The following is a 26737-nucleotide window of genomic DNA, read 5'->3' as shown; positions in this document are numbered from 1 at the left end:
GCTAATCGTATTGCAGCCGTTGTTGGTAGGCCGAAAAGCGTTGATTGATATCGTCCTCAACCGCCGCCGGCAGTTCGGTTTTCCAGGCGCCGACGGCACCGCGCCGCAGGTGACCGGATCGCACCGCCTCTGCTACGTATCCCTCTTGCCCCGCCAGGGTGAGCGGCATGTTGTTGAATGCCAGCGAGTGGCTTACCTCGGTAATGTCTTTATCCGGGACCCGGATTTTCCAGAAGGTCATGATTTTGCGTAAGCTGCCAGGGGGGTCTGCGAGCAGATCTTCATAACGGATGATGGGGTAGCCGTTACAGGCCGCCAGGTTGAGCCATTGATCCAGCCGGCCGAAGGCATAGCGTGGGCTGGCACTCAGCAATCCCACCAGGTAATTGAAATAGAACTCGGTAATATTGGCGTAGCGTGGTTCGGCAAAGCCGTTGCGCATGTCGTGGCGTGCCAGGTCGTGAAACCAGGAGATCACCACATCGCGCAGGTCGCGCACCAGCATCACGGCACCATGGGTATTGGGTTTGTTGCTGTCCGTTTCGATGTCCATCACATGGGCGAGAACAAGCTGCCGGTGGGCTTTGATCCCCAGCAGTTTTTCCAGCATGGCCATCATCCACAGGGTGCCGGACTTGGGCAGGCTGTTGACGATAAATAACTTGTGCCCTGGAATGGCGTTGGCGTTAAGCGGCTCTGCCGTATCGCGGAGAAAGGCATGGTCCCTGTTGTTGAGCAGGCTCGGATAATTGGGGCCAATGTAATAAGGCTTGGCAAGGCCTATAAAGCGGTGGCGCAGCTCGCCGCGGGTGAGCGCCGCACGGCCGTCAAAGACATGCAGTATGCCATGGCTGAACAGCTGAGCGACGGTTTGATCGAAATGGTTGTTCGCCACCATGACCAGATCTTCCGGGCACAAGGTGCGGTATGCTTGCCCGGCACTGAGCACGGGAATACCCGCCAGTGGTGTCGGGGGGCTTTCCTCAGCGGGCGCCACGATGGCGGTAATTTCCGTGGCGGTAATGCCCCCTGCTCGGGATAGCCAGTCCACTATCTTCATGGCGTCAACGGGGGATGAAAAGATATAAATTCTGGTCATGGCCCGGCCTCTGACTCGTTCAGAAAAGAACCCAGCCCATGACGAAGTTCCTGTAACAATCCGTTCCAATGCAAGGCGCAGCAAAAACCAGGCGATGTTGCCACTATCTTAAGCTCTATGCGTGGTTGCAGTGGTGTGAGTGCCTTAAGGAAAGACGCCAGTTTACCCTGAGCCCGCAGGTATAACTCTTTGGGTGAAAGTGGTGGCAAGGCGCCCACATTGCCATTGAAGTCGTTGATAAAGTAATCCAGGTCGATATGCAATATTACCTTTCCTGCTGGCAGGGCTTCGAACAATGTGAACGGATCCGGGCCTGCCAGGTAACTGCCGTCTGCGCCTGGGGAGGAGTTTTCCTCCTTGGTGAGGGTGGCAAAGCGATAACCCGGAATTTCAGGGTAGGAGCAGAAGGCGCGCGACACCGGCACGGGAGAGGCATGGCCGGGAGATGAATTGTTGAGATGTCGCACATGGATCCGGCGGCCGCTATGAAATAATGGCGTAATGAAATCTCCGATACTGATGCATCCCGTCTTGATTGCCGAGATCCAGTCGGCGGGATGGCTGGGATCAAAAATGCGCGCTGTTACGGGGTTCATCAGGCCGGTGTCCGTTTGTGCTAACAGCGTTGGCATCATGTCGGTGTGGTCATCCAGGTGGAGCAACACGATATCGCCAGTGTATCCAGAAAGCGCCTTGGTAATAAAATAACCAGACCAACAGTCTTCAAAACATAGATCAAAGTACTGTTGGTGGGTACGGTAGAGAAAGACGTCATTCAACCCTAATGGAGGGCTCCAGGTTTTCAAAACCTGTGGCAGATGTGGATCGGCCAGGTGATAACCCAGGTCTGGCCCATGGATGCGGAATGCGTTGTTATTCTCCAGCAATTCGAAGTTTATGCTCCGCACAATTCTACGTATTCTTGTGCGAACATTGTCAAGGCTGTTGTTTTGCAGCAACGCCGGGTCAAGAGGAATCTGACCTAAGGTATCACTCATTGGGACAGGTGCTCGTCTAGATGATTCAGCAAGGTGTCGGCAAAAGTTTTTACGTGCACCCTGCACTCTGGGGTTTCGGTTGCATCGAATCTGCCAAACCGGCGGTGCTTTATAAGGTTATAACCGCCAGAGCAGAGGTTGAAATATTCACAGCCTCGTTCGCAGGCACTATGGCTTGCTTCAAAATCGGCCATGATCCTCTTGAGTTTGTTAGAGTGGGCAATGTCACTCAGTGTGTCGGTAAGGATATTGCCTATTACCAGGCCGTGGTTGTCGCCATACAGGTTTTTGAGATCCCTGCACTCATCCAGGGTAAGGCCCGCATAAAACGTTGTTACGTCGCCATTGGCTTCAATGCTGAGAGTTTTAAACGGTTTGCTCATACTGCGCGCATCGTAGCCTGAGTGTTCTTCCTCATTAGTAAATAGCCGGTGGTAAAAGGACGAGAAGTTTCTGATCCGTGGCATGGGGTGGCAATGGCTTTTGGTGCCGTAGTCTAGCAAGGCACGCAGGAAGAGTTGATAACGTTTTATATATTTTTCTATTTTTGATTCAAGATCTTCTTCAATGAAAAATTCATCATGGAGGTTGAAGTGAAATTCACGAATATGTTCAAGGTATGGCGCGAAGTATTCAATGAATTCTATGGGATGATCGAGACCCTCTGGAGAAATGACAGCGGTGATGTCAAAGGGGATTGCGTTGCTGGAAAGCAGTTGCAAGCCATGCTCTGTTTTGCTGTGGGTCGGCTTGTCTGACCATGTTCTTCGGTGTTTGTCGTGAAGGAAGTCGGGGCCGTCACAACTGACACCAATACTCAGGCAGTGTTGATATTCATGGAGCAGGTCGCACCATTCCTGATTGATAAGGGTACCATTTGTCTGAATGTCGAATTGGACATCCAGGGACTTGACTCCCAATGATGTTCTCAGGTTGAGGATGCCGTCCATGGCCGCTCGATAATAGTCTGGCCTCAGGACCAACGGCTCGCCAGAATGCCAGCTAACGCGCACTTTGTTTTCAAGGTAGGGGCTGGAAAACAATTTTTCGAAAGTGGCAAGTATGGTTGATAAAGGCATGGTCGCTTTGTTGCGGCGGCTTTCTTGTGAAAGGTAACAGTAGGCGCAATTGAGGTTGCAAAATGAGGTGCCCTGCAGTACGACCATCTCTACTGGCCCCAGCGGGGAGGCCTGGTTGGGTTCGGCAGATGACATGCGCTGACTCCTTGTCGGTGGAACATGGTGGGGGTGCCCCCAATAATCCGTGTTTTTCCGGCCGGAGGTGCCATTCAACGAATTCTTGGCGGAAACCCCCGTTATATTTTATCTGCCGAAAAAGTGTGTTCAGGCCTGGCCGTTTTTACGTGGCCCGCGCCCAAGTTTTTGCCTGGGCGCAGAACTGCCTGGCAGTGCCAGGCTTCGGTCCACAAGGGAGCTCTATTAGGAACAGTGATCTTGAGCAGCCCTCCATTCAGAAAAATGGGCCGGCACCTTGGTTATTAACGCCGCATGGCCGGACCCCAGGAGGCCGCGCAGGTGGATTTCACCCCTTCGGCACCGGAGGCTTCCAACGGTTTATACTGTTGCAGTTTGCCACTTGAGAAAGCAGTTTGAGCGCGAGCCATCATTGCGGTTACTGTTTTTTTTGATTGATTGTGACGCATTTTTTATTCTCCTGAGCAAAAGTATCGCATTCCTGTTGTGAGTGGTTGAGGTGGTGTGCTACCTCATCTCTAAAAATAGTCTGGATCATCGATGAGTCAATTGGAAATGCGGATTCCACGCAATAACAGAGGGTGGTAATCAAATGGCTCTGTTTTATATGGCTAAATGTCGAGTAGCTATAACCGATTGATCTTAATTCGGTGTCGTTGAATGGTTATTGCACCGGTTAAATAACTGATCCTAATGGTGCTACATCGGCCGGGCACCGCACACAGACACGCCGTAAACCCATCCCCGGGGGCTCCGCCGCGCCATCCCTGGCGCAGAGGGTCTGCTTAGCAGTACCCGCCCGCTGTCTTGCTTGATCTACTATTCGGAACAGCTATTTAAAGGGCTGCGTCATCCCTGGGGCACGACTCAACCCGGGCTGGTGAGGGGGCGTCGCTTGTTTTGAGTGAAATACTATTCGCAACGGCTGTTTAAGTGGGTGTCCGTTGTATTGGAATTATGGATAAGACCTAATATTTCAATGTGTTGCTGGTTATTTTTGGTATTTTTGATGGGTCTGAATAAAATGAACGCTGATATCTGTATAACGGCATTAATTATTGCGTGGCAATTTTTTGTGGGCTTCGAACATCATCCGGTTCTTATTATCCCACAGCGAGGCGGGAGCACCGATAACAAGAAGATATTTGGGGACCGACGGGGGCGCGGCAAGGTGGGGCTTTCTTTCGGCCGCTATCGCCCGCGGGGGCGTAGGTGCTTATCACAACGCCGGTGGCCGAAACCCGGGAGCAAACCCGCCGGCGGCAGGGGGCGAGTCCGGCCATCCCGGGCTCTTTTCCGGCATTGGCCGTGGTGGATTGGGTTTGTTGGAGGAGGCGGAACCGCAAGCCAGGAGGCGAGGTAAAAGGCAAGAGCTGATCCCAATCTGGCCTGTCTAGCCCGGCCGAGGGCGTGATGGAGGCGTGCGACCATGGTGGCGCGGGTGAGAGGGGGTGCCGTGTCGCCGGCTTGGGGGCAACGGCGGCTGAACTGGCCGCCCGGTCACGTCGGTGCTGGCTTATACGGGGGATGGCCAGGGGTGCCGCCTATGAGTAACCTCTTTAGGCGGCACCGACTTAACTGACGGTTAACAGGGCTTAACGGGCATATTTCTCGGCGCGTTTGCCGCGCAGTATTTTTTTCTTCGGCCCGGTGCTTTTCGGGGCGCTCGGCTTTTTCAGGCGCACGGGTTTTGGTGCGGCCTTGTTGCCCGCGGCATCGGCCGGCTTGGCGCGGCGTGGCTTGCCTTTGGCATTGCCCGAGCCTTCCAGCTCAATCACGGTTTCGCTGGCCCGGTTGGAGCGCCCGGACAACACCTTGCGCGAGATGCTCTTTAACAGGGTGCCCCGGTTGCCCACTTCAAAGCCCGGCTTGACGATGCGTTTGATCTCGCCGCCAATCAGCTTTTGAATGCGCTCCAGGGTTTGCTCTTCTTCCCGGCTGACGAAGGAAATGGCATTGCCTGCCGCCCCGGCGCGACCCGTGCGGCCGATGCGGTGCACGTAATCCTCGGGCAGGTAAGGCAGGTTGAAGTTCACCACATAATCCAGGCCCTGAATATCCAGGCCCCGGGCGGCCACTTCGGTGGCGATGAGCACCTGCAACTTGGCGGATTTGAAATCGGCGATGGCGCGACGCCTGGAGCCCTGGCTCTTATCGCCATGGCAAACGGCGGCCTCGATTTTGCGCTGCTTCAGGCCGGCCAGCAGCCGGTCGGCCTGCTCCTTGGTGCTGGTAAACACCAGCACCTGGAACCAGTTTTTCTCTTCCAGCAGCTGTTCAAACAGTTCGATCTTGCGGCTTTCTTCCACCGGATAAACCACATGCCGGACGGTCTCGGCGGTGCTGTTGATTTTGGTGACCCGGATTTGCTGATGATTGTGCAGGATCTTGTGGGACAGCTCATTGACCGCGGGCGAGGTGGTGGCGGAAAACAGCAGGGTCTGGCGCTTGGGCGCGGTCAGTTGCATCAGTTTCAGCACATCGGTGATAAAGCCCATGTCCAGCATGCGGTCGGCTTCATCCAGCACCACAAATTCAACATCAGTCAATGCCACGTTGCCCAGGGTGATGTGCTCCATCAAACGGCCGGGGGTGCTGATTACCATATCGACACCCGCTTTCAGTTTGTTGGCCTGGCCACCCATCTTCACGCCGCCGTAGAGCGCGGTGACCGTCAGCGGCAAATGCCGCGCATAGCCGCCGATGGCATCGGCCAGCTGCTCGGCCAGCTCGCGGGTGGGGGTGAGGATCAGGGCGCGGGGGCGGCGCTCGACCCTGGCTTTGGGGTTGTCCAGCAGGCGCTGCAGTACGGGAACGGCAAAGGCGGCGGTTTTGCCGGTGCCGGTTTGGGCGGTGACCTGCAAATCCTTGCCGCGCCGGGCGGGCACGATGGCCTGGGCCTGTACGGGGGTCATAGCACTGTAGCCACATTCTACAAGAGCGCGCTGTAGATCCGGGGCCAGATCCAGAGATGAAAATTGCATAAGAGTTCCTCTGTAGAGTCGCTACAGTCAAAAAAACGAGGGCAGAATATACAGGATTTTGGCGGTGGGGGAGAGGATTGTTTGTGGCTTTGGCTGAATTTTGGCCGGTGAGCCAGGGCGGGGCCGGACCTGGCGGCAGGTCCGGCAGCGGGCAAGGGCTTAGCCTTCCTCGGCCTCGTCGGCGGCGACGCGGGGCTGATGGTTACAGGCCCTGGCGAGGATCTCCACATAGAAGGAGGGCAATTCCTGCGCCACGGCGGCATCGATATGGGCATTGATTTCAGAGGTAAAAATCTTTTCCGCCGCTGCTTCAGTGGCGCCGAAGCGGCAATCGAAGGTCCAGTAATCCATGCCCGCCGGCAGCGTCTTGCGGCGCTCCCGGTTCAGGTACTTTTTAATATCATGCTTGATTGAGTCCACCAGGCGAGCCGGCTTCAGCCTGGGATGGGTCAGGGCGATGGTCTTTTTCATTCAAAATCCTAGGGGTGTGTACAAGAGTCAAGCCGAGTCGGCTTTTAAAGGCGAATTCTACATGGATGGGCAGAAGATAACTGCCCATTTCTGCGATTTTTTGTCCGTAAAGGGAGGCAAGCGGGGTCAGATGGAGAGGAGCTGGCCAGGTGATAGCCAAATGGGTCGTAAATGCCAGGCCCGGCTCCAAGCTCCGTCACCGCGCCATTAGCGCGAACGCCCCCCATCCCAGGTATTCGCGCGTGTAAGTGACGTAGCGCCCGGGCTCCGAGGTCAATTGGGCACGAACCTCTTTGGCCAACTCGTCGTCGGGGTTGGCTTCAAGCCATCGGCGCATGGTGAGCCACTTGGCCTCGTATCTGTTCCAGCCGTCCTGATCCGCCAGAACCATTTCAACGACGTCGTAGCCGAGGTGGCCGAAAGACGCGATAAGCTCCGGGAGCGTGAGAAAATCGGAGATTGAGTGGGCAAGACACCCCCTGGCGACCTCTTCCGTCGGCGGCAACTGCCGCCAGTAGGGCTCGCCGATGAGGATGATCCCGTTGGCACCGAGACTCTTCGCCAAAAGCCCGATGGTGCCGGCAACGCCACCACCGATCCAGCTGGCACCGACACAGGCCGCCACACCGGCTTTTTCGTCGGCGACATAGCCGGCGGCATCGCCATGGATAAACTCGACCCGATCGGCGACGCCGAGTTCTTCGGCACGGAGTTTTGCCTGCTCGTTGAACAACTGGCTCATGTCGATGCCGGTGCCGATGATGCCGTGATCCCGTGCCCAGGTGCACAGCATCTCTCCCGAACCGCTGCCGAGGTCGAGCACCCGGGTTCCGGGTGCCAGGCGCAGCGCAGCGCCGAGGGTGGCGAGCTTTCCGGGGGGGATCGGGTTGTGGATGCGGTGGGCACTTTCAGTAATGTTGAATATCCGGGGGATGTCCATGGTGGGAAATCTCCTTTTCTTGCGGGCGCTTCATCACGAAGAAGGCATAGCCATAGTAGCCCGAGTATTGGCGGTAAAGCGCTATCTCCTGTTGCGCTTCTTCTATTACCGCCTGACCCTGGGAGTCGCCCTCCCATAGCTTTATCTTCTCGGCCAGGATCAGCTCCATTGGCTCGTAGTAGTCCCGCATCCATGTATCTGCGGGAAGAACAAAGTGGCCCTCCGGCTCGTATCCCAGCCGGCGGATCACGGCGAGCTTGTTCTCGATGGTGTCTATCTCGGGATACTGCTTCCAGAATTCAACCACCGGCGCCGGCGGGTCGGGCTTTAACCAAACGGCCTCGCTGACGGCAACATGGCCACCCGGGCGGAGGAACTTCTTGATTTTTTGGAGGCCGCGCTCGAAGCCAAGATGATAGATGGCGCCTTCCGACCAGATAATATCGAAACTGGCGGCGGGGAAGTCCATTTGAGTCATGTCTTGCTCAAGGACGGTCAGCCGGTCTGAGACCCCCGCATTCGCGGCGTTGGACTGTGTTCGCTCGAGCATCAGCGGGAGAAAGTCGAGCGCCAGCACTTCTCCACCGGACATCTTGAGAAGATCAACCGTCTGCACACCCGGCCCGCATCCGATGTCGAGAATGCGTGGGCACGGCGGTACCGCTGACATCAACCCATAGGGGCGCCGGGTTGACTCGGACGAACCAGGGCCAGCCCGAGGCACCCCGCCAAAGACTTCAAGAAAGTATTCCATTCCTTCCATTTTCAGTGGGCTCCGTCAAAGCGGTTGATCGTTTTGGCCACCCAAGGTGCCAATTACCGGCGGCGGAAAATCGGGGAGGTGGCGTTGCCGGCCACCCTATTACAATTTAAAAACAGAGCCAACGCGCTGGCAACCGAGCTTTTTATAGTACAGATCTTCATCGGAGAGGACGTAAACGTCCTGATCCGGATGCGCCTGCTTGATCTTGCTCAGAAGCTTGGCGCCATAACCGTTTCCCCTGTGCGGTGGAGCGATATAAAGCTCGCTGATGTAGACTCCAAAGCCATCGACCAGGGCACGGATATAGCCGACAATCTCACCCTGGTATTCGCAGATATAGGTTTCGCTTTCAAGCAATGCTTTTTGAATCTATCTATGGCGCCTTCACTTACAAAGGAACGCCAGTCCGGCTCGTTTTTTAGCAGCGTGAGCAATGTAATCTCATGCTCGCTTTTATATTTTAAAATATTGATCATGGGGGCGTTTATGCAGTTAACGTTTAGCGCTGCGGCAAATGCTTGATGGGCGCTTTTTGCCCGCGAAGCGGAATGTCAAAAAATCGGCCAGCGAGTATTTGTCTGGCAGATGCGCCTTGTTAGCTGATTTTAAACCTTGACTGGATAATGTCAGCAACTAAATACTGCAATGTAATTGATTTATTCGTAGGGCCTTCAACTGCGCCACTTACTTCATAGCGATCAATGCAAAATCTATCTTCGAAGCCACTATGATATATGCACCAGTTACCAACTAATGCCACAACCCAAAAGTGTTCATCGCCATCTTGGTTTTTATTCTCCCAAAGTTCCGGCTCTGATAATTTTATTAATCGCCAAAAGCTCTTATCCAATCCCTCCATCATCCATTCGGACTCATCTATCAAACTGGATAACTCTTCTTCAGATATCATTTATTACTTCACTGCTTGATGGCTAACGCCCGCTTTAGGGCGGTCTTGTAGCCGCGAAGCGGCGGAAAGGCCGTCCCAGCCCCGAAGGGGCGATAACAGCCAATTGTTAACTGTATGTTTTGATAAGGCTTGAATGCTTAAGATTCTTCCGCCTCTCTACCACTTGCAGCTTCATGCTCTTTTTTTTGTTTGAAAGTATCAATTATAAAATGCATTGGAACGGGTAGCCTGTAATGCCTACAGCCAGTTAAGATAATCGGCCAAAAAGAATATTTGAAAGCAGTCATATCATAAATTTTATTTGACTGATCACACTCACTAACCAACTGCTGAATCAATTCATCTGGCGCTTCGGTCACGCAAACATCAGATAATGTTGCACCGTGCATTTTATCGAATCGGTAAAAGTGATTTTCAGAAGAATCATCAAGAAAATACACTTGAAAATTACAGTGTGATAAAAACTCTTCTTTAATTTTTTTAACCATCTCATATGGCTCTGGAAATCCCATAATCGCTGAAAAAGCAGATATATAGGGGTATAATATTGAGCCTTTAGTTACGCTCTTCTTATAATCTTCAGTTTTATCAAGGGGATGCTCTATTAATTCGGCGTAGCTTCGTATGGTTGTCGGGTATTTATCGCTGATCTTAAACATTTGATATATCTCCCGTGACATATTGCTCAACCAAGAGTTGATATCACTCCAATGGTTATGATCAAGAGAAAGGAACCAAACGGCTAATACTAAATCTATTGCTTGTTCATCTTTGTATGGTGTAAACAAAATAGGGTTGTTTACGATTAACTGCTTAATGCTATCTTGATATTTAGTTACTGCTTCTGAAAAAAATATGCCGGCTTCTACATTTTCATCACTAACTTGGCCTAAATACCAATAAGACCAGCAACCTGTAAGGGCTAGCCGACCTAGAACATCAAATAACTTTAAGTTTACATCTGCGGCACAAGACGGTTTTACAGCATGTGATATAGCATACAAATTATTGCAATGAGGTATGATTCTTTCATCAATATATTGATTTGATACTTGCAGATTTAGCCTAAGAATTGAATCCAAAGTTATCAGTGTAGAAACTGCTACATTATTTTTTTTGCCGAACGAAAATTTCGCGGCTTCCCAAGTATTTAGCATTGTAAATTCAGCTGATAGGAATGCGCTCTCTAGATTATCCCCATCTCTGCACCATGAGTATAATATCCAAAGACATAAATATAATTGTCGAATACCTGTTAAAACGTCTTTTGGCTTTTTGTCATCAGTGCAAGTGAGACTAATGGCAAGCTGTCTAAAGTGTTTAAATGATACTTCTGGCTCGTCAATCATCGCCAGTGACTTTCGAAGTAGACCGCGACAATTATAGGGTAACAGTTCCTCTCGAAGCATGTGCTGCTCCACTAAATCAGCAAGCCTGTCGCCATTCCATTCAGAGAAGCTTAATTCATCTGTTTTTAATTTACCTAAAAACATACTTACGTTAGATCTTACTTCTTCTTTAACTTCACCACCAAAGCATAAACAAATCTCAACAGGTTTATCTTTGTATTCTGCTGGAATTCGAGTAGGAATAAATACATCGATTATTTCATTGATAGAAGGACGCAAGTCTTGTGGATTACCGCTATCCCAATCCTTTCTGTCCAAATCCCCAGACTTTACTGAGAATAAGTAAACAGTGCTTTCAGATTCACTAGTCAGCTTACCAAAAGCTGCAACATCTACTCCGAACTGTCTGCTGCCGACGCCAGGTTTTAAAAATACTTCCAACCCCATTTGCGACAGTAAGTCGGGCAATAAGGCATCCAATTCACCTCGCTCTTTCAAGGATGCTAAGTATTGTCTAATCACTAATTTCATGACGTACAACCCTCAGCTCTGAACTGCCAGATCATATTTTCTAATCCGTGCGGGTCGAGGTTATGCATTGATGCAAATTCAAATGATGTACTAATTTCACTAAGAGGGACTTCCTGGCGTGTCTTTTTCTCACCATGATGTATATAGTGAATCGACTTATTTCCATAGAGTAATACGGATTCATTCCCACCAAACAAAGAGGTAAAAAGCGATTTTCTTCTGGCCTTCTTCATAGACTCGCTCATTAATTTATTGTGATGCCTCCAGTACGTATGTCTATCCTGCTCACTAGGGCTCAATTCATTTATTTTTAAAGCCACTTTCACTGATGCTTGATATTCTTCGTATTCAGACAAAACATCAGATGCTATCTGTTTGAGTCTTTCTTCTTTTGACTCGTTCATTGTTTCCAAGTGGTTACGAATACTTCCAGGGTAACTCACACAAAGCGGGTGAAAAATGAGCTGCTGAATATCCTTTAATTCATCATCAGGAGCATCAAGAATCAAGGACTCAATTAAGCTAATAGCTGTTTTAGGCTGATTAAAGAACCATCCACAAGCTTTTCTCGCTAAAAATAGGTGTACGCCTTTGTTTTCTTTGGTTACGTAGGAACCGTCAAAACCAATAGAAATACCTTTATCTGAATCCCGAAGAAGATCAGAAGCATATTTTCCTAGCTTTACTTTTTTTGACAACAACCATCGTGTAAGTAATGAGGATAGATGAGTATCTCGGTGATTATGCAGCTCCCGAACAAAACTATCGAAATGCTTTATAGATAGCTTGTATCTACTTAATTCAAAGAGTTTTTCTAGAAAAACAACACAATCATCAAAACTGTTTCTTTTTAATATTCTCCCCAGAGCGTAATCAATATTATTAATAGTGCCTTGGTTTTCTGGTTTGGTATGGCTGCAAATATTCAACAACTCAGGTTCAACATTGCCGCTTACTTTCTTCTCGTCATAAAATAATAGTTCTGAAGCAGCATGAATATATCGATCATCTAAGTGGTCTGAATGTGTGTTTAAAAAATCTAAGAACAAACTCTCTAAATCATCAGATTGAGAAATAATTTTAAACAGCGCTCTAATTGATGCCGCTAAAATCACATCCGTTGGCGAAGACGCGGATAATTTTTTGATGGCTATTGCAACTGGCTTTAATAGCATTTTGTCTTGGTAATTAATTCTACCCAATGCAAAAATGGATCTTTGTATAATTAACTCGTTCTCATGAGCAAGCAGTTCAATCGCTTGATTAACGTATTGAACTTCATCATTGCTTGCCCCTGCTTCAATAGCAGTAGATAAATGGTCAAAGTCTTCGTCAATATTATTTAAAGCGATATAAAATAGCTCTTTTGCTCTATCTGTATCTTTTTTACAGAACTCTTTAAATGGGGGCAAAAGCATATGTGCGGCCATATCTTGACCAGCTTCTAGCGTAAGATGCTTCACGCAATCAGCAACGTCTTTTACCGGAGCATTAATATCCGGTAAAACCTCTTCGAAAATATGTCGTACTGAAAAAAAGTCATAATTTTCAGTTTTATTTTTAAAACTGGCGAATAACTCTACGAGATCTAACAGCCCTTCATTATGCAATTCAACCAAAAGGCTAGGCAGAAGCTTTTCACCTCTTCGGTCTTCATAATAAACCTCTTGGATGAGCTCAAAAAAATTGCCATCCATATTGGCTTTCAACAGTTTTTCTTTAAGTTCATCCACGACGCTCATTCCTATAACTATAATCTGGGCACTCTTGACAGTTAACGACGAAGGTCAGCAGCAGGCGGACAGCGCAGCTGGCCGACTGTCCGCTGGACCGGATTGTTATGCATTATGGCCAACCGTAGTAATTTTGAAGTGCTGTCGCTAGCAGGCTGCTGGCAACGCCGAGTTCTATATTCCATGACGCATCGACAGCCTTTGAAAGCATATTTTGGAGCCAAGTCTTAACGGCTGGCCCGAACTGCTTTTGTCTTACTTCTAAGGTGTTTTCGTCAGTCTTGATCGCTGTTTGGAGCTCGGCGATATTCGACTCAGCAATACCATGTTTCTTTAGGTGCTCCGCCAAGGCGGGAAAATTGCCTTTGGCGATTATGTTAGTGACGTCTTGAGAGTTGTGATTGCCGACAACAATGGTTGTGTTATTTCCAAAGATGGCGTTGCTGAACAGGCTGGAAGCATCAATAGAGTCAGTTCGTTTCTTTATCTCTTGATCTGGCACGTTGTCTCCTATCTGTTCTTTCAGTTCAAGGACAAAATCTAGAAGCCTTGATCTAACCTGGATGAATATCTGGGCTACATCAGCTTTCCCGATGGAACTCCATACTCTCTGGATCTTGTACCCATTGGCTAAGCTTCCTCCGAAGATACCGTTGTATTGCATCGGGATTGGTGATTCTAGAACCCCGTCTTCGTCAGCAGTGAGTTTTTCAAGGACGGCAAGAGACTGATACATCTTTGCCGCCTCAAAACGCTCTCTAACTTCGTCATCCAGATGACCGAGGGGAATGGGGTGCGAATTTACTTGATATGCCATGTTGGCCAAGTTGGCTAATACTTGGGCTGGAAGTATTCGATATTCAGGAAGCTCTCCGTCATGTGGATAACCGTTGAGCTCGTGGTTGACCCACTCGACCAGTTCTTTGTGACCGATATGGTGAAGTAATACCTTGGTCTTTAGCAGCGCCCCAGTAAGGGAGCTTTCCTGCGAACTCAAAGCATCAATGATCTCGTTGAGAAGCTTCAATGCGGGCTCCTATAAAGCATAACATTTTAATACTGCGCATGCGCATATATGCTCTTATGCTAATCCGCTTTGCATCAGAATAATTAATTTATTATCAATAACTTAATGGTATTTCAAGCAAAATTCCAATGTAAAAAACGCGCATGCGCATATTTGTTCCTGGGTGTGCGCGGAATCTATATTCGACGCTTTTTAACTAACTGAATAAAAAGAGCTTTATTTTTCAATGGATGATAAACGCGCAATGCCTGCGGTGATTTCGCGCGGCCTTTTGGCTGGGTGCCAAATATACTGTATATCCACGGACTTCTAGATGGCTAAATAAAATGGCGGTCATATTCCGCAGCCAAGCTACCGCCCGGACGTTTCAGGTCGCCAATCCCTGCCACCACTGTGTTCAAACGTATCTATTCTGGCCGCTGGGGTGGGGCAGGGCAATTGCAAAAAGCAGGAAGTGGGGGGCAAAACGCCTGAGTGGTGGTTTTGTGAGCGGTTTGGGATGCCGGCCCGCTGGCCGGCATGGCAGGGTTTAGGTAAAAGGCTTACCAGCCGTTTTCGGCCAGCTCCTGGGGGTAGCCGCGCTGGCGGGCCAGGCGCACGGCGGTGGCTTCCACTTTTGCCGGATCCTGGTCGGCGGTGATGGCCAGGGTGGGGGAGAGCGCCGGGGGCCGGTTTGCCGCCGGCTGGCCCAGCCAGCCGAGCTCCGCCAGCTTGCCGACAATGCGGTCGGCGGCGGTGAGCGCCGAGGAGGCTTTTACAATTTCCACCCGGGCGTAGTGGCTGCCCTCGAAGGATACATCCGCCGCCCGCAGCTTGGGGTCGCTGCCCGGGATCTGCTGGGCGCCGAACAGCGGCTGGCCGGCGGGCTCGGCCCCGGCAAAGGCGGGCAGCAGCCGGGCCAGGTGGGCGATGGCGCCGCGGGTGCGGGCGTCCACGTCCTCGGCCTGCCAGCCCTGGTCGATTTGCCGGCGATAGTGCTCGGGCAGGCGGGGCTGGGCGCTGTCGGCGCCGCTCGCCACCAGGCCGTCCTTGAACAGGGTAATGGCGTCGGTCATGCCGTGCAGCTGGAACAGGCCGCCGGGGTAGGGGGTCAGCTGGGCCATGCCTTGCGGGGTGCCGCGCTCGCCGTGGAAGATCACCTCGGGCCAGTCGCCCGGGGTTTGCCAGCGGGCCAGGTAGGCGGCCTTGTATTCCACCAGCCGCTGGCGGCGGTAGCCGGCCATGTCGTCCACCAGGCCGGTGCGAAAGCCGCAGGCGTTCACCAGAAAATCCACCTTGTCGACGCGCTCGCCGGCCGGGCCCTGGCTCTGGATGCGCCAGCCGCCTTCCAGTTGATCCAGGCCCATGGCCCTGGTGTTCAGCAACAGCTCGCAGTGGGGCGAGGCTTCCAGCGCCAAGGTGGCGCTGGCGGCCATGCGGAACAGGCTCCAGCCGTATTCCTGCACCAGGATCAGCGGGAACTTGAACTGCTCCGGCTGCAGCTGGCGGGCGAGGGGGATAAGCCAGTCGTCCAGGCTCCGGGCCCGGTCCGGCATGGGGCGGCGGGCCAGGGCCTCGAACTGTTCCCGGCCGTAGCAGCGGTAGTAGTCCTCCGGTTCGCCCAGCACCTGGTTGGCCGGGTCCAGTTCCACCAGCCGTTGATATTCCCGGGCCACCTGCCGCAGCCGGGGCAGCAGCGCCTCGGCATCGCCCGGGTCTGTTACCGGGGTGGCGATGACGGTGGGGCGGCGGTTGATGCTGTGCGGATAGGCCCGCACCGAGTCGATGGACTGGCGCAGCAGGGCCAGGCACTGGTCGTCGCCAATCTCCCGGTAGAGGTTGCCGCCCGCGTGCAGGTGGCAGATGGGCGGGCCGTTGATCAGGCCATTGCCGGCTTCTATCAGCAGGGTGTTGATGCCCATATCGGCCAGCCGCAGCGCGGCGGTGGCGCCGGCCATGCCGCCGCCCAAAATGCCGACCCGCAGGGGGCCGTGGGCGGGGGCGTTACAGCAGGGTGAAGTCATTGTCTCTCTGTCATTCATCGCAGGCCGGCGCCGCCCCTCCCGGGCGGCGCCGGCGGGGTCAGATCCGGTGAGCCTCCAGCTCCTTCAGCATGTCGCCCACCAGCGCCAGCCGGGCCTTGGCGTCGGTACTGGGAATGGCGAAGCGCAGCTTGGTCGGGCCTTCCATCTTGTAGATGCGCGGCTGGCTCTGCAGCAGGCTGACCAGGTAGCCCGGGTCGATTTTGGCGTCCTGGGCGAAGGCGAGGGTGCCGCCCTGGGGGCCGGCGTCTATCTTCTCGATGCCGATGCGGCTGGCCTTGATCTTGAGCCCGGCCAGGGCCACCAGGTTTTTGCCCGGCTCCGGCAGCAGGCCGAAGCGGTCAATCAGCTCCACCTGCAGCTCGCGCAGGAAGGCCTCGTCCTCGGCGGCGGCGATGCGCTTGTACATGGACAGGCGCATGTTCACGTCCGGAATGTAGTCGTCCGGCAGCAGGGCCGGCAGGCGCAGCTCGATCTCGGTCTGGGCGCGCAGCAGCTGGTCCAGCGCCGGCTCCTTGCCGGACTGCAGCGCCTTCACCGCCTGCTCCAGCATCTCCATATAGAGGCTGAAGCCGATGGCGGTGATCTGGCCGGTCTGCTCGTCGCCCAGCAGCTCGCCGGCGCCGCGGATCTCCAGGTCGTGGGTGGCCAGGGCGAAGCCGGCACCCAGGTCTTCCAGCGCGGCAATGGCCTCCAGCCGCTTCTTGGCGTCGGTGGTCATCCGCTTGGGATGGGGGGTGAGCAGGTAGGCGTAGGCCTGGTGGTGCGAACGGCCCACCCGGCCGCGCAACTGGTGCAGTTGCGCCAGGCCCAGCTTGTCGGCCCGGTCCATGATGATGGTGTTGGCGCTGGGCACGTCGATGCCGGTTTCGATGATGGTGGAGCACAGCAGCACGTTGAAGCGCTGGTGGTAAAAGTCGGACATCACCCGCTCCAGTTCGCGCTCGCGCATCTGGCCGTGGGCGATGGCGATGCGCGCCTCGGGCACCAGGGTGCGCAGGGCGTCGGCGCTGTTTTCTATGGTCTGCACCTCGTTGTGCAGGTAATACACCTGGCCGCCGCGCTTGAGCTCCCGCAGTATCGCCTCGCGCACCAGCGCCGGGTCGTGCTCGCGCACAAAGGTCTTCACCGCCAGCCGCTTGGCGGGCGGGGTGGCGATGATGGAGAGATCGCGCATGCCGCCCATGGCCATGTTGAGGGTGCGGGGAATGGGGGTGGCGGTCAGGGTGAGGATGTCCACGTCGGCGCGCAGCGCCTTGATCTGATCCTTCTGCCGCACCCCGAAGCGGTGCTCCTCGTCCACCACCAGCAAGCCCAGATCCTTGAACTTCACCTCCTGGCTCAGCAGCTTGTGGGTGCCGATCACGATGTCGATGGCGCCCTCGGCCAGGCCGGTGAGCACCTTGTCCTGCTCCTTGCCGGTCTTGAAGCGGCTGACCATTTCCACCCGCACCGGCCAGTTGGCGAAGCGGTCGCGGAAGTTGTCGTAGTGCTGCTGGGCCAGCAGGGTGGTGGGCACCAGCACCGCCACCTGCTTGCCGCCGTGCACCGCCACAAAGGCGGCGCGCATGGCCACCTCGGTCTTGCCGAAGCCCACGTCGCCGCACACCAGCCGGTCCATCGCCTTGGGCTGGGTCATGTCGGTCAGCACGGCGTTGATGGCTTTCAGCTGGTCGTCGGTTTCCTCGAAGGGAAAGGCATCGCAGAACTGGCGGTAGGCGCTCTTGTCGTGGGTGATGGCCTGGCCCGGCTGGGCGGCCCGGCGGGCATACACGTCGAGCAGCTCGGCGGCCACGTCGCGCACTTTTTCCGCCGCCTTGCGCTTGGCCCTGGCCCAGGAGTCGTTGCCCAGCTTGTTGAGGCCGGGATCGTCGGCGCCGCTGTAGCGGCCCACCAGGTGCAGGGCGGTCACCGGCACATAGAGCTTGTCGCCGCCAGCGTATTCCAGGGTCAGGTATTCGGACTTGAGCCCGCCCGCGTCCAGGGTCTGCAGCCCCATGTAGCGGCCCACGCCGTGGTCCAGGTGCACCACCGGCTGGCCGATGGACAGCTCCGCCAGGTTGCGGATCAGGGTATCCGGGCTGAGCGCGGCGGACTTTTCCCGCCGCCGGCGCTGGATCACCCGGCCGCCGAGCAGGTCGCCCTCGCAGATGACGGCCAGTTCGTCGTTCAGCACAAAGCCCTGGGAGAGCGGCCCCACCAGCAGGCCGAGGCGCTCTTCCCCGGCCACAAAGCGGGTCAGGCTCTCTACCGGCCAGGGCCGGATGGGCGAGCCGGCCAGCAGCTCGGTCAGCGCCTCGCGCCGGCCGGCGCTTTCCACCGAGAACAAAATGCGGCCGGGGAACCGCTCGCAAAAGGCCAGCAGCCGGGCCAGGGGCTCGGTTTTCTGGTGCTCCACCTCGAGCTCGGGCAGGGGCGCCACCGGGGCATTGAGCCGGTCGCCTTTCTCCATCACCGGGTGCTGGCTCAGCACCAGCTGCGGATAGGCCTTGAGGGCGGCAAACAGCTGATCCGGGGCCAGGTAGAGCTGTGCCGGCGGCAGCAGGGGGCGCAGGGTGTCGTGGCGGCGCTCTTCGTAGCGCGCCTGCACGTCCGCCCACACCGCCTCGGCGGGGGCCAGCAGATCGTTCTGGGCCAGCACCAGGGTCTGGGCGGGCAGGGAGTCGAACAGGGTCTGGGTGTGCTCGAAAAACAGCGGGAAATAATACTCGATGCCCGCCGGAAACTGCTGCTGGCTCACCCGGTGGTAGAGCGCCTCGGGCTCGTTGCGCAGCTGAAAGCGCTCCCGGTACTGGCCGCGAAAGCGCTCGATGGCGGCGGCATCGGTGGGAAACTCCCGCGCCGGCAGCAGCCGGATCTGCGCCACCTTGTCCCTGGAGCGCTGGGTGTCCGGATCGAAGGGGCGCAGGGTATCGATTTCGTCGTCGAAAAAGTCGATGCGGATGGGCTCTTCGGCGCCCATGGGAAAAAGGTCGAGCAGGGCGCCGCGGGCGGCGAATTCGCCGTGCTCCAGCACCTGGTCCACCGCCCGGTAGCCGGCCTGCTCCAGCCGGCTGCGCAGGCCGTGCAGGTCGAGCTTGTCGCCGGTGTTGAGCAGCAGGCTGTTGTGCTCCAGCCAGGCCCGGGGCGGGGTGCGCAGCATCAGGGTGGTGACCGGCACGATCAGCAGGCCCCGCCCCAGGGCCGGCAGGCCGTACAGGGTTTCGAGCCGCTGGGAGATGATGTCCTGGTGCGGCGAAAAGTGGTCGTAGGGCAGGGTTTCCCAGTCGGGAAACAGGCACACCGGCAGGCCGCTGTCGGCCAGCAGGTGGCGCGCCTCCTGCTCCAGGCGCAGGGCGGAGGGGGTGTCGGGCACCAGCAGCAGCACCAGGTGCGCATGCTGCGTTACCTGCTCGGCCACGGCCAGCGACAGGCTGCTGCCGATAAGCTGGCCCAGGCTGGCTTTCGGCCTGGGCGTGGGGCTTGGGATCTTGATCATGGGGTCAGTCGGTATCTTGTTGGGCGCGGCGCTCGGCGCGGGCCTTGAGTTGTCTGGCCTGCAGCTGCAGGCTGGCGCGGATCAGGGCGTCCCTGTCCTGCTCGCGGATGGCGATAAAGTCACAGCGGTAGCGCTCCGCCTCGCCGGCCGGGTGCAGCTCGCCATAGGCGTACACCGCCACCGACAGCTCGGGCAGGAACAGCTTGACCCGCACCCGGATGCCCTCGGCCAGGGGCTGTCGCGAGTCGAAGGTGAAACCGCCGCCGCCCAGGGTCTGGGTCTGGTAGCGGTGCTCCGGGGTATCCTGGCCGGCCAGCACGTAGCTCAGCACCAGGTCGATTTTGCGCGACTGCTGGTTGATGATCTCCACCAGCTCGGCGGCGTGTTCGTCCAGGTTGCGCAACAGCCGGGCGGTATTGGTATCGATGCGGGTGACTTCACTGATAAGCTTGAACGGCGCGGGGATCTCGGCCTCCAGGGCGTCGTCGTCGGGTACCGTTTCCCCTTCGGCCAGGGGGATCAGGTTGACCCGGGCCCGGTGGTCGACGCTGAAATAAGGGTCTGCCATGATTTGCTGCTCTTGTTGCGCCATTCACAAGCCTTTATTATTCCGCAACTTGCGGGTGACGTAAAACCCTTTGAAAAACGGATGATTAGACCATGTTTCAACCCCTGACGCTGATGTTGGGTCTGCGCTATGCCGGCGCCCGGGGGCGGCGCAGCTTCGCTTCCTTCGTTTCCGGCTTCTCCACCATCGGTATCCTGCTCGGGGTCGCCGCCCTGATCCTGGTGTCGGCGGTGATGAACGGCTTCGAACAACAGCTGAAAGATCGCATGTTGGGGGTGATCCCCCATGCGCTGGTCACCAACGAGCAGCGCCGGCTCGCCGATCCGGCGCAATACGCCGCCCTGTTCGAGGCGGGGGAGGTGGTCGAGGCCAGCACCCCCTTCATCCGCGCCGAGGCGATGATCCAGGGGCCCGGCCACCTGACCGGGGTGGAGCTGTACGGCCTGGATCCCGCCTTCGGGCACGACCGGCTGCTGCAGGGGCTGGACCCGCGCACCCGGGAATACTTCGAATACCTGCCCTACGGCCTGGTGATGGGCGCCGGGGTGGCCCGCACCCTGGGCGTGGTGCCCGGCGATCAGGTGCGGGTCACGGTCACCGAGGGCAGCCGCTTCACCCCGCTCGGCCGGGTGCCCAGCCAGCGGCTCTTCACCCTGGTGGGAACCTTCAGCACCGGCAACGACGTGGACGGCCAGGTGGTGCTGGCCCGGCTGGACGACGCCGCCCGGCTGCTGCGCTATGCGCCGGGCGAGGCCTCGGGCCTGCGGCTGTGGCTGCGCGATCCCTTCGAGCTGGGCCGGCTGCCGGCGCTGCCGGACGGGCTGCGCCTCGACAGCTGGCAGCAGAGCCGGGGCGAGCTGTTCCAGGCGGTGGCCATGGAGAAGCGGCTGATGAGCCTGATGCTGGCGCTGATCATCCTGGTGGCGGCCTTCAACATCCTCTCCGCCATGGTGATGGTGGTGACCGACAAGGAGGCGGAGATCGCCATGCTGCAGACCCTGGGGCTGAGCCGCAACCGGGTGATGGCGGTGTTCATGATCCAGGGCGGCTTCAGCGGCGTGCTGGGCAGCCTGCTCGGCTTCGGCCTGGGGCTGTTGCTGTGCTTCAACCTGGACCGGCTGCTCGACGCCGCCGGCATCAACTTCTATTCCGCCGCCGGCGGCAGCGAGCTGCCGGTGCTGCTGCTGCCCGGGCAGTTGGCTCTTATCCTGTTTTCCACCCTGTTATTGTGCGTGCTGGCCAGCCTGTATCCGGCCTGGCGGGCGGCGCGCGTTCATCCAGCCGAGGCATTGCGTTATGAGTAACCCCCTGTTAGTGGTCGAGCAGCTCAGTAAAACCCATCAGGACGGGGAACGGCCGGTGCCGATCCTGGACGGGGTCAGCCTGCAGCTCGCCGCCGGCGAGAGCCTGGCGGTGGTGGGCAGCTCCGGCTCGGGCAAGAGCACCCTGCTGCACCTGCTCGGCAGCCTGGACGCCCCCAGCACCGGCCGGGTGCTGGTGGAAGGCCAGGATTTGCACCGGCTGTCGGCCCGGGCCCAGGCCCGTTTCCGCAACCAGAAACTGGGCTTTGTGTACCAGTTCCATCACCTGCTGGGGGAGTTTACCGCCCTGGAAAACGCCGCCATGCCGCTGCTGATCGCCGGCCTGCCGGTGCCGGATGCGCGGGAGCAGGCCGAGGCCCTGCTCAACCGGGTGGGGCTGGGGCACCGGCTGGAGCACAGGCCCGCGGCGCTGTCCGGCGGCGAGCGCCAGCGGGTGGCCATCGCCCGCGCCCTGGTCAACCGGCCCCGGCTGGTGCTGGCGGACGAGCCCACCGGCAATCTGGACGCCCACAGCGCCGCCGAGGTGTTCGCGCTGCTGGCCGAGCTGCAGAGCGAGCTCGGCACCGGCCTGGTGGTGGTGACCCACGACCTGGCCCTGGCCGCCCGGCTCGACCGCCAGGCCCGGCTGGTGGACGGCCGCCTGCAGGAGCAAGGCTGATGTTCCGCCCCCTGAGCCTGTACCTGGGCTGGCGTTTCAGCCGGGCCCGGCGCCGCAACCGCTTTATTTCCTTTATTTCGGTGGCCTCCATCCTCGGCATCGCCATCGGGGTCGGCGCCCTGATCCTGGGGCTGTCGGCGATGAACGGCTTTCAGCGCGAGCTGGAAAACCGCATCCTGTCGGTGCTGCCCCACGGCCAGCTCTATGCCGCGGAAGATCCGGTCGGCGACTGGCGGCAACTGGTGGCGTCGCTCGAGGCCTCGCCGGGCATCGTGGCGGCCTCGCCCTATGTGCCGCTGGAGGGGTTGCTCGGCAAGGGCGCCAAGCTGAAGGCGGTGCAGCTGCAGGGGGTGTCGCCGGAGCACGAGGCGCGCATCTCCGCGCTGGCGCCCTACCTCGGCGGCGCCAGCCTGACGGTGCTGCACCCGGGCGAGCGGCAGTTGATCCTGGGCAAGGCCATCGCCGAGCAGTTGGAGCTCGAGGTGGGCGACAGCGTGTCCTTGCTGCTGCCCGCGCCCGGCGGCCAGGGCTTCGGCTCGCCCCGCCGGCACAGCTTTACCCTGGCGGGCATCCTCAGCCTGGGCGGCCAGCTCGACACCGTGCTGGGCTACACCCACCTGGAAGACGCGCAGCAGCTGCGGGAGCTGGACCAGGCGGTGCTGGGTTTCCACCTGCGGGTGAACCAGGTGCTGGCCGCCGATGAACTGACCATGAACGCGGCCATGGGGCTGCCGGCGCCGTTCTACGTCACCAGCTGGATGAACAGCCAGGGCAATATCTACCGGGACATCCAGCTGGTGCGCACCCTGATGATAGTGGTGCTGCTGCTGGTGATGGCGGTGGCCAGCTTCAATATCGTCTCCACCCTGGTGATGGCGGTGAACGAGAAGAAGGGCGACATCGCCATCCTCAAGACCATGGGCGCCGGCCCTTGGCAGATCCGCGGCGCCTTCGTGGTGCAGGGCATGCTCAACGGCATCGCCGGGGTGGTGATCGGCGGCCTGCTGGGCGGGCTGCTGGCGACCCGGCTGTCGGAGCTGGTGGCCGGCTACGAGCGGCTGTCCGGGCACCGGCTGCTCAACCCCGAGGTCTACTTTATCGATTTCATTCCCACCGAGTTCCACTGGGCCGATCTGTGGCTGGTGACCGGCTCGGCCCTGGCGCTGATCTTCGTCGCCACCCTCTACCCGGCCTGGCGCGCCGGCCGGCTGCTGCCCAACCAACTGCTGGGCGAAGCTTGATTTGGAGCGCAGGCGGCCCGCCCGCCTTCGCGCGCAGTGCGAACCCATGGAGTGGGAGTCGTGGTTGGGGGGAGATCCTCGGGTAAAAAGCGGCATCGCGGGGTGGGCCATGCTCTCCACTCAAGCGTGCGGCTTTTATGCGGGCGGGCCGCCCGCGCCCCACTCGGTCGTGGATGTTGGGCAAGCCTCAGGGCTCACGATTCTGTTTGCGCAGCAGCCAGGACAGCTGGATCTTCCAGCGCCAGCCCAGGCGGGTGAGCAGCCAGCCGAGCAGGGCCGAGCCCAGGCCGAGCAACAGGCAGCCGGTGAACAGCGGCAGCGCCAGGGCCAGGGCTTCCTCTTCCAGCGATCCTGCGAAATCGATCTCCGGGCTGCCCAGCAGCCGGGCGCCGACACGGTAGGCCAGGTAGAACATCGGTGCCAGGGTCAGCGGGTTGTTGACCCACACCATGGCGATGGCCAGCGGCAGGTATCCCTTGAAAATCAGTGCCAGGGCGATGGCCACCAGGGTGTGCATGGGCAGTGGCAGCCAGGCGGCGAACAGGCCGGCGGCCACCGCCACGGCGGCGGAATGGCGGTTGCAGAACCAGCAGTCGGGGGTGAGCAGGCGCTCGCCGAACAGCGCCAGGGTCTTGTGCTGGCGCAGCGTCTCCTGGCTCGGCATCTTGCGGCGCAACCACTGGCGCAGCATCAGCGACCCCGTCGCCTGAGCTTCCAGCGTCGCGACACCGACCAGCGCCACAGCCCGTGGATCAGCATGAAACCGGTGGCCGAACTGACCAGCCCCAGCACCAGGCAGCCGAGCAGGAAGGGCGGCCCGGCGGTGCTCATGGCGCTGGTCAGCCAGCTCAGGCTCATCTCGAAGTGCTCGTAGTGATGGGGTTTGCCCAGCAGGAAGGCGCCCAGCCGGTAGGCGAAGTAGAACATCGGCGGCATGGTCAGCGGATTGGTAAACCAGACCATCACCACCGACAGCGGCAGGTTGACCCGGAACACCATGGCCAGGGCGGCGGCGAGCAGCATCTGGAAGGGGATGGGCAGCCAGGCGCAGAACAGGCCCACCGCGAAGGCCCCGGCGGCGGAGTGGCGGTTCAGGTGCCAGAGGTTGATGTCGTGCAGGCGGCTTCCGAGCAGGCCGAGCAGCTTGTTGTTCTTGATGATGCCCGGGTCGGGCATCAGGCGTTTTAACGTCTTTTTTGGCATCTGCTCCGGGTCCGCAATACTTATCACATGGATAAGCGGCTGTTCTGTTTCTGCGCGGGCATATCTACCCTTATGCTCTGGCCCTGGCTGCCGGGCTGGGACTGGTGGCTACCGCTGGCCTGGCTGGGCTGGTTGTGCTGGCGAGCACGGCCGGCGCTGGCCTGCCTGCTGCTCGGCATCGTCTGGGCGCTGTGTTACAGCCACTGGCAGCTGGCCTGGCTGCAGCAGCCCGCCCTGTTTCAGAAAAGTCATATTATAGCGGGCTCAGTGGTCGACGCCCAACACCGGGACAGGGGCGCGAGCCGGCTGATTGTCAGTCTGAAAAGCCTTGATGGTCAAGCACTTTCCCCCCGGCCCCGGGTGTTGCTGTCCTGGTACGGGCAGGGCGCGGCGCCGGCGCGGGGGGATGAAATCCATTCCGTCAGCCGGCTCCAGCCGCCGCACAGCCTGCACAATCCGGGCACCTTCGACAGTGCCCGCTGGCTGCTGGGGCAGGGGATCACGGCGCGTGGCTACCTGACCGGCACCCTGGCGCACCAGGCGGCGGTGCCGTCCTGGCGGGCGCGCCTGCTGGCCCGCTTCCGGCAACTGACGGACGGGCAACCGGCGCGGGACTGGCTGCTGGCGCTGAGCTTCGGCGAGCGGGCCGGGCTGACGCCGGCGGACTGGGAGGTGCTGCGCGCCCTCGGCATCAGCCACCTGTTTGCCATCTCCGGGCTGCATATCGGCCTGGCGGCGGCGCTCGGCGTGCTGCTCGGCCGGCTGACCGGCCAGCCGCTCGCCGCGGCCCTGCTGGGCGGTGGCCTGGCCCTGGCGTATGCCTGGCTGGCCGGCTTTTCGCTGCCGACCCAGCGGGCCCTGCTGATGCTGCTGTTGTGGCTGGCGCTGTTGTGCTGGGGGCGGTTCTGGAGCGGGCGGCGCATCCTGCTGGTCACCATGGCGCTGCTGCTGGCGACCATGCCCTGGCTGGCGCTGAACCAGGGCTTCTGGCTGTCGGTGCTGGCGGTCGCCGCCCTGCTGGCCTGCGCCGGCTGGCTGGGCGGGAACAACCTGTGGCGGTTGCAGCTGGGGCTGACCCTGCTGTTGCTGCCGCTGGTGATGCTGCTGTTCGGCGGTGTCAGCTGGCTGTCGTTGCCGGTCAACCTGGTGCTGATCCCGCTGTTTTCCCTGCTGCTGATCCCCCTGTTGCTGCTCGCCTGCCTGCTGCTGGTGCCGGCGCCCGGGGTCGCGGCCTGGCTGTTGCACGGGCTCGGCCGGCTGTTCGAATTCCTGCTGGCAGGGCTGCACTGGTTGGCGCATGCGTTGTCGCCCTGGCTGATGCTGTCGGCCCTGGCGCAGGGCATCGTGCTGCTGGCGGCGGCGCTGCTGCTGGCCGGCCTGCTGCCGCGCGGCCGGCCGGTGGCCTGGCTGGCGCTCTACCTCGCCGGGCTGCAGCTCTGGCCCGGGCCGTCCTGGGAGGTGCGGGTGCTGGATGTGGGGCAGGGGCTGTCGGTGCTGGTGACCCAGGGCAAGAGGGCCCTGCTCTACGATACCGGCAACCGCTTCCCCTCCGGGTTCAACATGGCGGATGCGGTGATACTGCCGCTGCTGACCCGCCTCGGCATCGGGCGGCTGGACTACCTGGTGATCAGCCACGACGACAGCGACCACAGCGGCAACCGGGAGCACCTGGCCGCCACCCTGCCGGTGGCCCGGCGGCTGGGGGCCTGGCCGGAGGGGCCGCGCTGCCGGGCCGGCCAGCGGGCCGAGTGGGGGCGGCTGCAGCTGCAGGTGTTGTGGCCCGAGGCGAGCACGGGCCACCGCAACAACGACTCCTGCGTGTTGCGCATCGATGACGGCCGGCTGGCGCTGCTGTTGACCGGCGATATCGAGGCCCGGGCGGAGCGGGCCCTGCTCGGGCGCGGACCGCGGCTGGACGCCCAACTGCTGCTGAGCCCCCACCACGGCAGCCGCAGCTCCTCCACCGAGGCCTTCAACCGGGCGGTGGCGCCGCAGCTGGTGGTGCACACCGCCGGCTTCAACAACCGCTGGGGCTTTCCGTCGCCGGAGGTGGTGGCGCGTTTCGCGCAGCAGGGCGTGCCCCAGCTGGTGACCGGCGAGCACGGCATGGTGCACCTGGCGGCAAGCGGCGACCGCTGGCGGCTGGTGAACGCCCGCCGGCCCGGCCCCTGGTATCATCGGCTCAACGCTTGGTTGAACGAGTCTAAGCCGTTAGAATAGCGCCTCG

Annotated in this window: 22 protein-coding genes; 5 read left to right on the top strand and 17 right to left on the bottom strand. The window is 58.7% G+C overall.

Features of this window, described 5'->3' with window-relative positions; translation table 11 throughout:
* Position 1: 1 nt before the first annotated feature.
* The 8 genes from C7H85_RS09440 to C7H85_RS09410 form a co-directional block, all read right to left on the bottom strand.
* Positions 2-1099: a sulfotransferase domain-containing protein gene (locus C7H85_RS09440; RefSeq protein WP_106729464.1), complete on the bottom strand. Its 1098-nt coding sequence runs from the start codon at positions 1097-1099 to the stop codon at positions 2-4.
* Entirely contained in the window at positions 1096-2097 is a 1002-nt protein-coding gene (locus tag C7H85_RS09435) for a hypothetical protein (protein ID WP_146140438.1), read from the bottom strand. Before C7H85_RS09435 ends, C7H85_RS09440 begins: the two co-directional genes overlap by 4 nt.
* A complete protein-coding gene (locus tag C7H85_RS09430) occupies positions 2094-3311 on the bottom strand; it encodes a radical SAM protein (RefSeq protein WP_106729462.1) in 1218 nt (405 codons plus the stop codon). Before C7H85_RS09430 ends, C7H85_RS09435 begins: the two co-directional genes overlap by 4 nt.
* 284 nt (positions 3312-3595) lie before the next feature.
* Positions 3596-3760, bottom strand: a complete 165-nt coding sequence (locus C7H85_RS19715; protein ID WP_158260075.1) for a hypothetical protein — start codon at positions 3758-3760, stop codon at positions 3596-3598.
* Between the two features lie 1146 nt (positions 3761-4906).
* Positions 4907-6295 carry a DEAD/DEAH box helicase gene (locus tag C7H85_RS09425; protein ID WP_106729461.1) on the bottom strand — a complete coding sequence of 463 codons (1389 nt, stop codon included), beginning with the start codon at positions 6293-6295 and terminating at the stop codon, positions 4907-4909.
* 159 nt (positions 6296-6454) lie between these two features.
* On the bottom strand, positions 6455-6766 hold the full coding sequence (locus C7H85_RS09420; RefSeq protein ID WP_106729460.1) for a DUF6172 family protein: 312 nt from the start codon (positions 6764-6766) through the stop codon (positions 6455-6457).
* Positions 6767-6962: 196 nt separating this feature from the next.
* Positions 6963-7706 (bottom strand): class I SAM-dependent methyltransferase, encoded by a 744-nt coding sequence (locus C7H85_RS09415; protein WP_106729459.1) that lies wholly within the window; start codon positions 7704-7706, stop codon positions 6963-6965.
* Positions 7675-8469 (bottom strand): class I SAM-dependent methyltransferase, encoded by a 795-nt coding sequence (locus C7H85_RS09410; RefSeq protein WP_106729458.1) that lies wholly within the window; start codon positions 8467-8469, stop codon positions 7675-7677. Before C7H85_RS09410 ends, C7H85_RS09415 begins: the two co-directional genes overlap by 32 nt.
* 33 nt (positions 8470-8502) lie before the next feature.
* On the opposite strand from C7H85_RS09410, the gene C7H85_RS20090 reads away from it, so the two are divergent.
* On the top strand, positions 8503-8991 hold the full coding sequence (locus C7H85_RS20090) for a hypothetical protein (protein ID WP_245879627.1): 489 nt from the start codon (positions 8503-8505) through the stop codon (positions 8989-8991).
* A 73-nt stretch (positions 8992-9064) separates the two neighbouring features.
* Here the strand turns inward: C7H85_RS20090 and C7H85_RS19550 are convergent, their stop codons facing one another.
* The 7 genes from C7H85_RS19550 to C7H85_RS09375 all read right to left on the bottom strand — a co-directional run bounded on the left by C7H85_RS19550 (position 9065) and on the right by C7H85_RS09375 (position 20110).
* Positions 9065-9379: a hypothetical protein gene (locus C7H85_RS19550; RefSeq protein ID WP_146140437.1), complete on the bottom strand. Its 315-nt coding sequence runs from the start codon at positions 9377-9379 to the stop codon at positions 9065-9067.
* A 137-nt stretch (positions 9380-9516) separates the two neighbouring features.
* Positions 9517-11259, bottom strand: coding sequence for a hypothetical protein (locus C7H85_RS09400; RefSeq protein ID WP_106729456.1), 1743 nt, complete (start codon positions 11257-11259; stop codon positions 9517-9519).
* Positions 11256-12992 carry a hypothetical protein gene (locus tag C7H85_RS09395; RefSeq protein ID WP_106729667.1) on the bottom strand — a complete coding sequence of 579 codons (1737 nt, stop codon included), beginning with the start codon at positions 12990-12992 and terminating at the stop codon, positions 11256-11258. The genes C7H85_RS09400 and C7H85_RS09395 overlap by 4 nt, the downstream gene beginning before the upstream one ends.
* Before the next feature lie 112 nt (positions 12993-13104).
* The gene (locus C7H85_RS09390) at positions 13105-14019 is read right to left on the bottom strand and encodes an AbiTii domain-containing protein (RefSeq protein ID WP_106729455.1); all 915 of its coding nucleotides are present in this window, start codon (positions 14017-14019) and stop codon (positions 13105-13107) included.
* Between the two features lie 542 nt (positions 14020-14561).
* Positions 14562-16022 carry an FAD-dependent oxidoreductase gene (locus C7H85_RS09385; protein ID WP_106729454.1) on the bottom strand — a complete coding sequence of 487 codons (1461 nt, stop codon included), beginning with the start codon at positions 16020-16022 and terminating at the stop codon, positions 14562-14564.
* A gap of 58 nt (positions 16023-16080) precedes the next feature.
* Complete coding sequence (gene mfd, locus C7H85_RS09380) at positions 16081-19518, bottom strand: transcription-repair coupling factor (RefSeq protein WP_106729453.1); 3438 nt, start codon at positions 19516-19518, stop codon at positions 16081-16083.
* Between the two features lie 4 nt (positions 19519-19522).
* On the bottom strand, positions 19523-20110 hold the full coding sequence (locus C7H85_RS09375; protein WP_245879626.1) for a PilZ domain-containing protein: 588 nt from the start codon (positions 20108-20110) through the stop codon (positions 19523-19525).
* A gap of 68 nt (positions 20111-20178) precedes the next feature.
* Between C7H85_RS09375 and C7H85_RS09370 the strand changes: the two genes are divergently transcribed.
* From C7H85_RS09370 to lolE, 3 genes are read left to right on the top strand one after another with little or no spacing between them, the layout of a single operon-like run.
* Complete coding sequence (locus C7H85_RS09370) at positions 20179-21390, top strand: lipoprotein-releasing ABC transporter permease subunit (RefSeq protein ID WP_106729452.1); 1212 nt, start codon at positions 20179-20181, stop codon at positions 21388-21390.
* Complete coding sequence (gene lolD, locus C7H85_RS09365; RefSeq protein ID WP_106729451.1) at positions 21383-22066, top strand: lipoprotein-releasing ABC transporter ATP-binding protein LolD; 684 nt, start codon at positions 21383-21385, stop codon at positions 22064-22066. Before C7H85_RS09370 ends, lolD begins: the two co-directional genes overlap by 8 nt.
* Positions 22066-23307, top strand: a complete 1242-nt coding sequence (gene lolE / locus C7H85_RS09360; protein WP_106729450.1) for a lipoprotein-releasing ABC transporter permease subunit LolE — start codon at positions 22066-22068, stop codon at positions 23305-23307. Before lolD ends, lolE begins: the two co-directional genes overlap by 1 nt.
* A gap of 187 nt (positions 23308-23494) precedes the next feature.
* On the opposite strand, the gene C7H85_RS09355 is transcribed toward lolE, so the two are convergent.
* Positions 23495-24049: a DUF2062 domain-containing protein gene (locus tag C7H85_RS09355; protein WP_245879625.1), complete on the bottom strand. Its 555-nt coding sequence runs from the start codon at positions 24047-24049 to the stop codon at positions 23495-23497.
* Positions 23998-24510, bottom strand: a complete 513-nt coding sequence (locus C7H85_RS09350; RefSeq protein ID WP_106729449.1) for a DUF2062 domain-containing protein — start codon at positions 24508-24510, stop codon at positions 23998-24000. The genes C7H85_RS09355 and C7H85_RS09350 overlap by 52 nt, the downstream gene beginning before the upstream one ends.
* Before the next feature lie 72 nt (positions 24511-24582).
* Between C7H85_RS09350 and C7H85_RS09345 the strand changes: the two genes are divergently transcribed.
* Positions 24583-26730 (top strand): DNA internalization-related competence protein ComEC/Rec2, encoded by a 2148-nt coding sequence (locus tag C7H85_RS09345; RefSeq protein WP_245879624.1) that lies wholly within the window; start codon positions 24583-24585, stop codon positions 26728-26730.
* The last annotated feature ends 7 nt before the right edge of the window (positions 26731-26737 follow it).

Origin of the sequence: Zobellella endophytica (assembly GCF_003012775.1) — a bacterium.
GTDB lineage: Bacteria > Pseudomonadota > Gammaproteobacteria > Enterobacterales > Aeromonadaceae > Oceanimonas > Oceanimonas endophytica.
This window is presented reverse-complemented; position numbering and strand designations above follow the sequence as displayed.

Bases quoted from the DNA above. Each gene is read 5' to 3' on its own strand.
- C7H85_RS09440 (WP_106729464.1), bottom strand. From the start codon at position 1,099: ATGACCAGAATTTATATCTTTTCATCCCCCGTTGACGCCATGAAGATA.
- C7H85_RS09435 (WP_146140438.1), bottom strand. From the start codon at position 2,097: ATGAGTGATACCTTAGGTCAGATTCCTCTTGACCCGGCGTTGCTGCAA.
- C7H85_RS09430 (WP_106729462.1), bottom strand. From the start codon at position 3,311: ATGTCATCTGCCGAACCCAACCAGGCCTCCCCGCTGGGGCCAGTAGAG.
- C7H85_RS19715 (WP_158260075.1), bottom strand. From the start codon at position 3,760: ATGCGTCACAATCAATCAAAAAAAACAGTAACCGCAATGATGGCTCGC.
- C7H85_RS09425 (WP_106729461.1), bottom strand. From the start codon at position 6,295: ATGCAATTTTCATCTCTGGATCTGGCCCCGGATCTACAGCGCGCTCTT.
- C7H85_RS09420 (WP_106729460.1), bottom strand. From the start codon at position 6,766: ATGAAAAAGACCATCGCCCTGACCCATCCCAGGCTGAAGCCGGCTCGC.
- C7H85_RS09415 (WP_106729459.1), bottom strand. From the start codon at position 7,706: ATGGACATCCCCCGGATATTCAACATTACTGAAAGTGCCCACCGCATC.
- C7H85_RS09410 (WP_106729458.1), bottom strand. From the start codon at position 8,469: ATGGAAGGAATGGAATACTTTCTTGAAGTCTTTGGCGGGGTGCCTCGG.
- C7H85_RS19550 (WP_146140437.1), bottom strand. From the start codon at position 9,379: ATGATATCTGAAGAAGAGTTATCCAGTTTGATAGATGAGTCCGAATGG.
- C7H85_RS09400 (WP_106729456.1), bottom strand. From the start codon at position 11,259: ATGAAATTAGTGATTAGACAATACTTAGCATCCTTGAAAGAGCGAGGT.
- C7H85_RS09385 (WP_106729454.1), bottom strand. From the start codon at position 16,022: ATGACTTCACCCTGCTGTAACGCCCCCGCCCACGGCCCCCTGCGGGTC.
- mfd (WP_106729453.1), bottom strand. From the start codon at position 19,518: ATGATCAAGATCCCAAGCCCCACGCCCAGGCCGAAAGCCAGCCTGGGC.
- C7H85_RS09375 (WP_245879626.1), bottom strand. From the start codon at position 20,110: ATGGCGCAACAAGAGCAGCAAATCATGGCAGACCCTTATTTCAGCGTC.
- C7H85_RS09370 (WP_106729452.1), top strand. From the start codon at position 20,179: ATGTTTCAACCCCTGACGCTGATGTTGGGTCTGCGCTATGCCGGCGCC.
- lolD (WP_106729451.1), top strand. From the start codon at position 21,383: ATGAGTAACCCCCTGTTAGTGGTCGAGCAGCTCAGTAAAACCCATCAG.
- lolE (WP_106729450.1), top strand. From the start codon at position 22,066: ATGTTCCGCCCCCTGAGCCTGTACCTGGGCTGGCGTTTCAGCCGGGCC.
- C7H85_RS09350 (WP_106729449.1), bottom strand. From the start codon at position 24,510: ATGCCAAAAAAGACGTTAAAACGCCTGATGCCCGACCCGGGCATCATC.
- C7H85_RS09345 (WP_245879624.1), top strand. From the start codon at position 24,583: ATGCTCTGGCCCTGGCTGCCGGGCTGGGACTGGTGGCTACCGCTGGCC.